Genomic DNA, 9,667 nt, shown 5'->3' with positions numbered 1-9,667 from the left:
TAGGCGCAAAGCACAGCCATAGCCCGGGCTATGGCGAGCATTTGCAACGACGAGCAGGAGTCTTTTGGCGTGATGAGCGGGCATGATCGAAATACTCTCAGGCTCTCAGACTCCGGGCGGAATCGGCCGGACGGCCGACGCCGGCACCCCTGCCGCCTGCTGCAATCGCTGGTACTTCTGCCACAGCGCCAGCTGGGTCTCGATGTGCGCCGGGTTGACCGGAATGCAGCTCACTGGGCACACCTGCACGCACTGCGGCTCGTCGAAATGGCCGACGCATTCCGTGCACTTGGCTGGGTTGATCTCGTAAAAGTCCACGCCCATCGAGATCGCCAGGTTGGGGCATTCAGGCTCGCACACATCGCAATTGATGCATTCGTCAGTGATCAACAAGGCCATGGCGCACGCTATTCGAAGAGGGGCTAGCTGGAACTGCTTTTGACGCGGCGCTTGAGCCGTTCGTTCACTGAGGGTGACACGAATTTTGAAACATCGCCGCTCAAGGTGGCAATTTCACGCACGAAGGTGCCGGAAACGAACTGGTACTGGTCGCTCGGAGTAAGGAACAGCGTTTCGACGTCAGGCATCAACTGGCGGTTCATCCCGGCCATCTGGAACTCGTATTCGAAGTCACTCACGGCGCGCAGGCCGCGCACCACCACCTTGCCGCCATGAGCCACCACAAAGTCGCGCAAAAGGCCGCGAAAGGCGATGACTTCGACGTTGGGGTACCTGCTGGACAGCTCCTGGGCGATCTCCAGGCGTTCGTCGATAGTGAACATCGTGCGCTTGTGGTGACCGGCCGCGACCGCGAGGATCAGTCGCTCGAACAGGCGGCTGGCCCGGCGCATCAGGTCTTCGTGGCCCAGGGTCATGGGATCGAACGTGCCCGGATACACGGCGGTGAGTTTGGTCACGGAGGTCAAGTTGCGTCCTGCGCAGTGTGGTTGCGGCCGCGAGTGTAGCCCGGTGTTTCAGGCGGCGCGGGAATCGGCCGTTCGCTGAAGCAGATGAAAGTGGACAGCACCGGCGCGGGCGTACCGGTGAATCGTCAAGCCAATGGGTGCAACTGCAGCATCGTCGAAGACACGATCAGCCTCAAGGTAGACGAATCCTCCAGACACCACCAACGGCGCCGCGGCAGAAAGGGCTGATTCGAAGAGATTTGCGCTGAAAGGCGGGTCGATGAAGACCAGCTCGTAGCTCGCAGGACTGCCGCGACGCATGAAGGCGAGGGAATCGGCCGATTCGATCTTCACGGCATTCGCGCCAAGGCGCTCCCGACACTCGTTCAAGCTGCGAACCAGTGACCGTTCGCGCTCGACAAGAACCACCACCGCCGCGCCACGCGACGCCGCCTCGAAACCTAGCGCTCCGCTACCGGCAAATGCATCCAGACAACGCCAGCCGTCCAGGTCCTGCCCGAGCCAATTGAACAGTGTCTCGCGTACCCTGTCAGGCGTCGGCCGCAAGCCCGGCAGATCCGCCACCGGCAGCTTGCTGCGCTTCCACTGCCCGCCGATGATGCGGACTTCCCGCGGCGGTCCGCGGCGCGGCGCGGCCGTCATTGACGCACGGGGATGCCGCGACTGGCCATCAGCGCCTTCGCCTCGCCCACCGTGTGCTGCCCGTAATGAAAGATGCTGGCCGCGAGCACTGCGTCGGCGCCGCCCTTCTGGATGCCGTCTGCCAGGTGGTCGAGGCTACCGACGCCGCCCGAGGCGATTACCGGCACGCTTACCGCGTCGCTCACGGCGCGGGTCAGTTCAAGATCGAATCCGATCTTGGTGCCGTCACGGTCCATGCTCGTGAGCAGAATCTCACCCGCCCCGTGCTCGGCCATTTGCTTCGCCCACGCCACGGCATCGAGGCCGGTGTTCTTGCGTCCGCCATGGGTGTAGACGTCCCACCCGTCACCACGTGCCACCTTGTCGTCGCCTTGCCGGCGTTTGGCGTCGATTGCGACGACGATGGCCTGCGCACCGTACTTTGCCGATGCATCGCGAATCACCTGTGGATTCGCCACCGCCGCCGAGTTGAAGCTCACCTTGTCCGCTCCAGCATTGAGCAGCCGGCGAACGTCGGCCACCTCGCGCACACCGCCGCCCACGGTCAGCGGAATGAAGACCTGCGAGGCCACCGCCTCGATGATGTACAGGATCAGATCGCGCCCGTCGCTTGTCGCGGTGATATCCAGGAAGGTCAGTTCGTCCGCCCCCTGGTCGTTATAGCGGGCCGCAATCTCGACCGGGTCGCCTGCGTCACGCAGTTCCACGAAGTTGACGCCCTTCACAACACGGCCGCCGGTCACGTCGAGGCAGGGAATGATGCGTTTGGCGAGCATGGGATTGAAGTGGGGGGTAGCAAATCAAGATGCCGTCACAGAGTCCGTTTGGGCTGAGAGGCTGAGGTGTCGAAGCCTCACCCGCGGTGGGGCTTCGACACCTCAGCCAGAACTGGACCGTGCTCCGCGTAAATGCTGATACCGCTCGGTCGGGAGTGTAGTGAGGTGGACGACCAGCGTTGAGCATCGCCGCCACCACTGACGCACACAACGCGGTTCAAGCGCCATTGAGCTCGTCGGCGCGCCGCTGTGCCGATGCGAAGTCGAGATCGCCGCTATAGATGGCGCGACCGCAAATAACGCCTTCGATGCCTTCGCCTGCGACAGAGCAGAGCTTTTCGATGTCGGCGATGCTGCCCAAACCACCCGACGCGATAACCGGGATCGACAGGGACTGCGCGAGCTTGACTGTCGCATCGATGTTGATGCCGCTCAGCATCCCGTCGCGTCCGATGTCGGTGTAGATCACGCCTTCGACGCCGTAATCCTCGAATTTCTTGGCGAGGTCGACGACTTCGTGGCCGGTGAGCTTGCTCCAACCATCGGTGGCGACCTTGCCGTCCTTCGCGTCCAGGCCCACGATGATGTGACCGCCGAAAGCGCTGCAGGCGTCCTTCAGAAAGCCAGGACTCTTCACCGCTGCCGTGCCGATGATGATGAAGCTCAGGCCATCGTCCAGGTAGCGCTCGATGGTGTCGAGGTCGCGAATGCCGCCGCCCAGCTGGACTGGAATCTCATCGCCGACCTCGGCAAGGATCCCTTTGATCGCCGCCTCGTTGACGGGCCTGCCCGCGAACGCGCCGTTCAAGTCCACGAGATGCAGGCGTCTCGCACCGGCATTAACCCATCGTCGGGCGATGGCCGCCGGGTCGTCGCCGAAGTGGGTGGAGTCGTTCATGTCGCCCTGTTTGAGGCGGACGCACTTGCCGTCTTTCAAGTCAATGGCGGGAATGAGCAGCATGGCCGAGAGGCTCGAAGGTGGGGGATGTGAAGGGGCGCCCGAGAAGGCGGATGAGGAGTCTGGTCACGGAATCCAGGAAAGAAAATTTCGGTACAGGGCAAGCCCGTGGTCCGCGCTTTTCTCGGGGTGAAACTGGGTGGCGAAAATGTTATCCCGGGCGAGCGCGCAGGTAAAGCTCTCTCCATACTCGCTTTCGCCAACGCTGTGGTGCGGGTCAGACGGACACGCATAGAAGCTATGGACGAAATAAAAGTATGCGCCGTCGGGCACGCCGGCCCAGATCTTGTGTGGACGCGTCTGGATAACGCCGTTCCAGCCCATCTGGGGCACCTTGAAGCGGCTGCCGTCGGGCTGGAGGCGGCCTTCGAGCTGGAATCGCTTCACTTCGCCTGCGAACAGGCCAAGTCCGTCGGTCGGACCCTCCTCGCTGTGGGCAAGCAGCATCTGCATGCCAACGCACACTCCCATCAGCGGCTTGTTGACCGCAGCGTGGAGAACGGCTTCCTGAAGGCCGGAATTCCGCAACTCTCGCATGCAGTCGGGCATGGCGCCCTGCCCCGGCAGGACGATTCGTTCGGCGGCGTAGACCTCGTCCGGCCGGGAGGTGACGATCACGTCCACGCCGGAGTCTTTCGCGACGTGCATGACCGCCTGCGACACCGAACGGAGGTTGCCCATGCCGTAGTCGACGACGGCGACAATTCTGGACATGATTACAGGCTTCCCTTTGTCGAGGGAATGACGTCGACCGACCTGAGATCGATCTCCAGCGCCATCCGCAACGCTCGGGCAAATGCCTTGAAGATCGTTTCGCACTGGTGGTGTGCGTTGTGCCCGTGCAGGTTGTCGATGTGCAGCGTCACGCCCGCGTGATTCACGAAACCCTGGAAGAACTCGTAGACGAGCTGAGTGTCGAGCGCGCCGATCATGCCGCTCTTGAAATCCACCCGCATATGCAGACCCGGGCGACCGGAAAAATCGATCACCACCCGCGACAGCGCCTCGTCCAGTGGCACGTAGGCATGGCCGTAGCGACGCAGGCCCTTCTTGTCGCCGACCGCACGGGCCATGGCTTGGCCAAAGGTGATGCCGACGTCTTCCACCGTGTGGTGGCCGTCGATGTGCAGGTCGCCCTTCGCATCGATGTCGAGGTCGATCAGCCCGTGGCGCGCGATCTGGTCGAGCATGTGGTCGAAGAAGCCAATGCCGGTCGCGAGCTTTGCGGCGCCGGTGCCATCGATATTGATGGCGACGCGGATCTGCGTCTCCGCCGTATTGCGGGTCACGTCCGCTCTTCGTTCCGTGCTCATGCCAAGCTCGCCTTCAAAGCCTCGATCATCTTCACATTTTCATCCGGTGTACCGACGGTGATTCGCAGGCAATTTGCAAGTAGCGGATGCAGGAAGGCGACATTTTTCACAAGCACACCCCGTGCCTTCATGCCATCGAAAGCCTTCTTGGAGTCTGGCACGCGGGCGAGGATCATGTTGGCATCACTCGCAAACGGCGTCACCCCGGGGATGGCACGGAGAAGGCCTTGCAGCGCATCGCGTTCGGCGCGGATGGTCGCCGCCTGCCGCACGTACTCGTCCGCGTGCTCCAGCGCAAACAGTGCGGTTTCGCAATTCAAGACGCTGATGTTGAAAGGCGGACGCAACTTGTTGACTTCTGCAATCAGTTCGCGCCGTGCGATGAGATAGCCGATGCGCACGCCGGCGAGGCCGAACTTGCTCAAGGTGCGCATGAGCAACACGTGCTCGTGGCGCTTAAGGCGCTCCATCGAATCGCGCGCCGCAAAGGGCTGGTAGGCCTCGTCCATCACTACAAGGCCGGGAGCGGCTTCGATGATGGCGTCGATCGCCGCGTCGTTCCAGAGGTTGGCCGTTGGATTGTTGGGATATGCGAGGTAGACCAAGGCCGGCTTGTGCTCGCGCACCGCGGCGAGCATGGCGGGCAAGTCGAGTTCGAAATTCGCGTCGAGCGGCACGCCGATGAACGGCAGCCCCTGCAGTTTGGCCGACATCTGGTACATGACGAAGCCCGGCACCGGCGCAATCACAACGTTGCCAGGAACGTGGCAGGCCAGTGTCAGCAACGAGATCAGCTCATCCGACCCGTTTCCGAGCATGATGTCGCAGCCTTCCGGCATCTTTGCATGCTCCGCCAACTTGGCGCGCAGCACGTCACCGCGTTCTGCCGGGTAACGGTTCAGCGCCACCTGGGCCAGCCGCGCACCCAACTCAGCTCGCAGCTCTTGCGGAAGCTGAAAGGGATTCTCCATCGTGTCGAGCTTCACCATGCCCGCAGACGGCTGCACCGCATAGCCGTGCATGGACTGGATGTCCTGGCGAATCACCTGCTTCATCCGGTCTCGAAGCGCGGAGTTCATTGCGCAGCTCCTTTCAGTCTCATTTCCGCAGCCCGGGCGTGGGCCTGCAGTCCCTCGCCGTAGGCCAGCTCGGCCGCAATCGGCCCGAGCTTTTGCGCCCCGGCCTCGCTCACTTCGATCAAGCTCGACCGCTTCTGAAAGTCGTAGACGCCCAGAGGTGACGAGAAGCGGCAGGTGCCCGAGGTTGGCAGCACGTGGTTCGGCCCGGCGCAGTAGTCGCCCAGGCTTTCGCTGGTGAACGCGCCGAGGAAGATTGCGCCGGCATGTCGAAGCAAAGGTTCGTAGCGATGCGGATCGTGCGCGCTGACCTCCAGGTGCTCGGGCGCGATGCGATTGCTGATCTCGCAAGCCTCTTCCATGCTGCGCGTGTGGATCAGTGCGCCTCGGCCCTCCAGCGAGGCACGGATCACGTCGCGGCGCGGCATGTCGGGCAACAGGCGATCGATGGCCTCTTTCACGAGGGCAATGTAGTCTGCATCCGGGCAAAGCAGAATGCTTTGCGCCAGCTCGTCGTGCTCGGCCTGACTGAAGAGATCCATCGCGACCCAGTCGGGCGGCGTGCTGCCGTCGGCCAGCACGAGGATTTCGCTCGGGCCGGCGATCATGTCGATGCCAACCTTGCCAAAGACGCGACGCTTGGCGGCGGCAACATAAGCGTTACCGGGTCCGGTGATCTTGTCGACGGCGGGAATCGTCGCCGTGCCGTAGGCCAGCGCGCCGACGGCCTGCGCCCCGCCAGCGGTGAAGATGCGATCGACGCCGGCAATCGCCGCAGCGGCCAGCACGAGGGCGTTGCGTTCCCCGCGCGGCGTCGGCACGACCATGATGATCTCGCCCACGCCCGCCACCTTGGCCGGCACGGCGTTCATCAATACGCTGGACGGATATGCCGCCTTGCCACCCGGCACATAGATGCCTACGCGGTCCAGCGGCGTGACCTTTTGACCGAGCAGCGTGCCATCTTCGTCGCGATAGCTCCAGGATCGGCCGCAGGCTTCGAGCTGGCGCTCGTGGTAGCTGCGAATGCGTCGCGCGGCGGCCTCGAGCGCCTGGCGCTGCGCGGTGGAAATCGAATCGAGCGCAGCCTTCAAATCGGCATGCGACAGCTCGAGAGCCGAGACGTCCGGAACATCGACGCCGTCGAAACGTTTCGTGTATTCCAGCAGCGCCGCGTCGCCACGCGAGTGCACGTCGGCGAGGATGCCCGTCACGCGCTCCTCGATCGCATGATCCTGCTCCGCCCCCCAGTGCAGCACTTGCTGGAACTCAAGATTGAAGTTGGCAGCAGTGGTGGCAAGGATGCGGATCTTGGCATTCATGGTTCTATGGCGCTGGCGAATGAATCGATGATGCTGCGCAAGTGCTCGCGCTTGAGTTTCAACGCAGCCTGGTTGACGACGAGACGAGAGGAGATGTCCATGATCTTCTCGACCTCGACGAGGTAGTTGGCCTTCAAGGTGCTGCCGGTGGACACCAGATCGACGATTGCATCGGCCAAGCCCGTCAGCGGCGCGAGCTCCATGGAGCCGTAGAGCTTGATGAGGTCAACGTGCACGCCCTTATTGGCGAAATGTTCGCTGGCGATGGTCGTGAACTTCGTCGCGACGCGAATGCGCGAACCCTGCTTCACAGCGGCTTCGTAGTCAAAGTCGTCCCGCACAGCGACGCTCATGCGGCACTTGGCAATCTTGAGGTCCAGCGGCTGATACAGGCCGGCACTGCCGTGTTCGTACAGCGTGTCCTTGCCGGTGATGCCCAGGTCGGCGCCGCCGTATTGCACGTAGGTCGGCACGTCGGTGGGCCGCACCAGCACCAAGCGGACATCCGGGCGGCTGGTGCCGATGATCAGCTTGCGTGATTTTTCCGGATCTTCGGTCACCTCGATCCCGGCCGCCTTCAGCAGCGGCAAGGTCTCGTCGAATATGCGTCCTTTCGACAGTGCAAGAGTGATCATCGCGTCTCCTGCCGAACCGGCTCAAAGGAGGCGGTTTGCGCGCCTCCGGGGGGCGGCAGCGAAGTAATGTGAGCGTCAGGGCTCATTTTGTACGCTCGATGTCGGCGCCGATGCCGCGCAGCTTGGCTTCCATCTGGTCGTAGCCACGGTCGAGGTGATAGATGCGGTCGACGATCGTTTCGCCGTCGGCAACCAAGCCCGCGATGACGAGGCTCGCTGACGCGCGAAGGTCGGTGGCCATCACGGTCGCGCCCGACAGGCCGGGCACACCGCCGACCCACGCCGTATGTCCGTCGACCTCGATCCGAGCGCCCAGCCGCACCAGTTCATTCACGTGCATGAAGCGATTCTCGAAGATCGTCTCAGTGACTTTCGACGTGCCTTCCGCGATGCTGTTGAGCGCCATGAACTGCGCCTGCATGTCGGTGGGGAAAGCGGGGTATTCGCTGGTCTTGAAACTCACGGCCCGAGGACGTTTGTCGCTCTTCACACGAATCCAGTCATCGCCAGCTTCTATTGTGACGCCGGCCTCGCGCAGCTTTTCGATGACCACGGCCAGATGCGTCGCATTGGCTCGTCGAAGCACCACCTCGCCGCCCGTGGCCGCCACCGCACACAGGAAGGTGCCAGTCTCGATGCGATCCGGAATGATGCTGTGGGCCACGCTCGGCGCCAGACCATGAAGTCGCTCAACGCCCTGGATGCGGATGCGCGCCGTGCCATGCCCTTCAATCTTCGCGCCCATCTTGATGAGCATCTCGGCCAAGTCCGGAATCTCGGGCTCCTGTGCCGCGTTCTCCAGGATGGTTTCGCCTTCGGCCAGCGTCGCGGCCATGAGGAAGTTCTCCGTCCCAGTGACGGTGATCATGTCCGTCGTGATGTGGGCGCCCTTGAGCCGCTTGGCCTTGGCGATGATGTAACCGTGCTCGACACGGACATCGGCGCCCATCGCCTGCATGCCCTTGATGTGCTGGTCGACCGGTCGCGAGCCGATGGCACAACCGCCGGGCAGCGAGACGGTCGCCTGACCGAAACGAGCCAACAAGGGGCCAAGCACGAGAATGGACGCCCGCATGGTCTTGACCAGGTCGTAAGGCGCTTCGGGGTTGGTGACCTTGCCACCGTCGATGGTCACGGAGTCAGGCTGCGATTCACTGCGCTCGGCGGTGGCGCCCATGTTGCGCAGCAGCTTGAGCGTGGTGTTCACGTCCTGCAGGCGCGGAACGTTGGTCAGGGTGACCGGCTCGGGTGCCAGCAGGGCGGCGCAGAGTTCGGGCAGTGCCGCATTCTTGGCACCGGAAATAGTGACTTCACCAGAGAGTTGGCGGCCACCGCGAATGAGAAGTTTGTCCATGAGCGTCTCTTGCCCAAAGCTCATCGCGGCCACCAAACCTGCTGGCGCAGGCTCGCCAGCCGCAGTGAACACTGCGGCTGGGTTCAGAGGCTGAGAGTTTTTCGAGCGTGTCCGAGCAGCACGTCAAAAGGCACCTGATCTAGGCGCAAAGCACAGCCATAGCTCGGGCTATGGCGAGCATTTGCAACGACGAGCAGGAGTCTTTTGGCGTGATGAGCGGGCATGATCGAAATACTCTCAGCCTCTCAGTGGTGATGAGTGGCGGCGGGGGCGGATGCCCACTCGGCCGGTGTCAGCGTCTTCATCGACAGGGCGTGGATTTGCTCGCGCATTCTATCGCCCAGGGCGCGATAGACCTTTTGATGACGCGCCACGCGGCTCGCGCCTTCGAATTCCTTGGACACGATGGTCGCGAAGAAGTGGCGCCCGTCGCCTTCCACCTCGAGGTGCTCGCAGGGCAATCCTTGGGCGATGAATCGCTGGACTTCGGCGGGAGTGGGGTCAGCCATAGTGGGTGGGATTCTACGTGCCGGGGCCAGCTTCAGAAGCTGAGAGCATTTCGAGCGTGTCCGAGCAGCGCGTCAAAAGGCGCCTGATCTAGGCGCAAAGCGCAGCCATAGCTCGTGCTATGGCGAGCATTTGCAACGACGAGCAGGGGCCTTTTG

Annotated in this window: 12 protein-coding genes; all 12 read right to left on the bottom strand. The window is 62.8% G+C overall.

What is annotated here, in order from left to right; genetic code table 11:
* Positions 1 to 105: 105 nt before the first annotated feature.
* The 12 genes from AC30NL_RS09155 to AC30NL_RS09100 all read right to left on the bottom strand — a co-directional run bounded on the left by AC30NL_RS09155 (position 106) and on the right by AC30NL_RS09100 (position 9,511).
* Complete coding sequence (locus tag AC30NL_RS09155) at positions 106 to 399, bottom strand: YfhL family 4Fe-4S dicluster ferredoxin (protein WP_489463696.1); 294 nt, start codon at positions 397 to 399, stop codon at positions 106 to 108.
* A 23-nt stretch (positions 400 to 422) separates the two neighbouring features.
* Complete coding sequence (gene coaD, locus AC30NL_RS09150; RefSeq protein ID WP_489463695.1) at positions 423 to 926, bottom strand: pantetheine-phosphate adenylyltransferase; 504 nt, start codon at positions 924 to 926, stop codon at positions 423 to 425.
* Between the two features lie 48 nt (positions 927 to 974).
* The gene (gene rsmD, locus AC30NL_RS09145) at positions 975 to 1,568 is read right to left on the bottom strand and encodes a 16S rRNA (guanine(966)-N(2))-methyltransferase RsmD (protein ID WP_489463694.1); all 594 of its coding nucleotides are present in this window, start codon (positions 1,566 to 1,568) and stop codon (positions 975 to 977) included.
* The gene (gene hisF, locus AC30NL_RS09140; RefSeq protein WP_489463693.1) at positions 1,565 to 2,344 is read right to left on the bottom strand and encodes an imidazole glycerol phosphate synthase subunit HisF; all 780 of its coding nucleotides are present in this window, start codon (positions 2,342 to 2,344) and stop codon (positions 1,565 to 1,567) included. The genes rsmD and hisF overlap by 4 nt, the downstream gene beginning before the upstream one ends.
* A 217-nt stretch (positions 2,345 to 2,561) precedes the next feature.
* Positions 2,562 to 3,305 (bottom strand): 1-(5-phosphoribosyl)-5-[(5-phosphoribosylamino)methylideneamino]imidazole-4-carboxamide isomerase, encoded by a 744-nt coding sequence (gene hisA, locus AC30NL_RS09135; protein ID WP_489463692.1) that lies wholly within the window; start codon positions 3,303 to 3,305, stop codon positions 2,562 to 2,564.
* A gap of 63 nt (positions 3,306 to 3,368) precedes the next feature.
* Positions 3,369 to 4,016 carry an imidazole glycerol phosphate synthase subunit HisH gene (gene hisH / locus AC30NL_RS09130; protein ID WP_489463691.1) on the bottom strand — a complete coding sequence of 216 codons (648 nt, stop codon included), beginning with the start codon at positions 4,014 to 4,016 and terminating at the stop codon, positions 3,369 to 3,371.
* A gap of 2 nt (positions 4,017 to 4,018) precedes the next feature.
* Complete coding sequence (gene hisB, locus AC30NL_RS09125; RefSeq protein ID WP_489463690.1) at positions 4,019 to 4,615, bottom strand: imidazoleglycerol-phosphate dehydratase HisB; 597 nt, start codon at positions 4,613 to 4,615, stop codon at positions 4,019 to 4,021.
* Positions 4,612 to 5,694 (bottom strand): histidinol-phosphate transaminase, encoded by a 1,083-nt coding sequence (gene hisC, locus AC30NL_RS09120; RefSeq protein ID WP_489463689.1) that lies wholly within the window; start codon positions 5,692 to 5,694, stop codon positions 4,612 to 4,614. Before hisC ends, hisB begins: the two co-directional genes overlap by 4 nt.
* Positions 5,691 to 7,013, bottom strand: a complete 1,323-nt coding sequence (hisD, locus tag AC30NL_RS09115; RefSeq protein ID WP_489463688.1) for a histidinol dehydrogenase — start codon at positions 7,011 to 7,013, stop codon at positions 5,691 to 5,693. The genes hisC and hisD overlap by 4 nt, the downstream gene beginning before the upstream one ends.
* Positions 7,010 to 7,648, bottom strand: coding sequence for an ATP phosphoribosyltransferase (gene hisG / locus AC30NL_RS09110; RefSeq protein WP_489463687.1), 639 nt, complete (start codon positions 7,646 to 7,648; stop codon positions 7,010 to 7,012). Before hisG ends, hisD begins: the two co-directional genes overlap by 4 nt.
* 82 nt (positions 7,649 to 7,730) lie before the next feature.
* Positions 7,731 to 9,002 carry a UDP-N-acetylglucosamine 1-carboxyvinyltransferase gene (murA, locus tag AC30NL_RS09105; RefSeq protein ID WP_489463686.1) on the bottom strand — a complete coding sequence of 424 codons (1,272 nt, stop codon included), beginning with the start codon at positions 9,000 to 9,002 and terminating at the stop codon, positions 7,731 to 7,733.
* A gap of 245 nt (positions 9,003 to 9,247) precedes the next feature.
* Positions 9,248 to 9,511, bottom strand: coding sequence for a BolA family protein (locus AC30NL_RS09100; protein ID WP_489463685.1), 264 nt, complete (start codon positions 9,509 to 9,511; stop codon positions 9,248 to 9,250).
* Between the last annotated feature and the right edge of the window lie 156 nt (positions 9,512 to 9,667).

It is taken from the genome of Rhizobacter sp. (assembly GCA_021153565.1).
GTDB lineage: Bacteria > Pseudomonadota > Gammaproteobacteria > Burkholderiales > Burkholderiaceae_C > Albitalea.
This window is presented reverse-complemented; position numbering and strand designations above follow the sequence as displayed.